Raw genomic sequence first — 394 nt, 5'->3', positions numbered from 1 at the left:
CCCTCGGTGCCCAAGGGCACCAGCTCGAAGAAGACGGCACGCGAACGCCCATCTTCCAGGAGCATCACCTGTTCGTCGGGCAGGTACTCAGCCCAGGGCAGCAGGTCGACGAACGATGGGTCGTGATCGTAGAGGCGTGACGCTTCAGCCTGCGTGGCGCCATTCTTGCTCCCGGTGTTGGGCAGAGGAATACCCATGGCGGCCAGTCGCGCCAGATAGCGCTCGGTGGCTTCTTCCCGTAGTGCGTCTTGGACTTTGGCTTCTTGTGGAGCGGTGTTCTGCCCTTCCTGAATAGCCGCGTCATGTCCTTGGGCGCGGCGGCGAAAAAATTGAAGCAATTCCATCAGTAGGCCTCCGTGCGCTCGCCCGGCATGGCGTACTGGACTCGCTGGTA

General features: G+C 61.9%; 1 protein-coding gene. It reads right to left on the bottom strand.

Annotated elements, in window-relative coordinates:
- On the bottom strand, positions 1-344 hold a 344-nt coding region (locus HMPREF2924_RS36530), incomplete at its 3' end, for a TraC family protein (protein ID WP_256567969.1).
- Positions 345-394: the final 50 nt, after the last annotated feature.

This window comes from Pseudomonas sp. HMSC063H08 (assembly GCF_001813645.1).
Taxonomy (GTDB): domain Bacteria; phylum Pseudomonadota; class Gammaproteobacteria; order Pseudomonadales; family Pseudomonadaceae; genus Pseudomonas; species Pseudomonas aeruginosa.
This window is presented reverse-complemented; position numbering and strand designations above follow the sequence as displayed.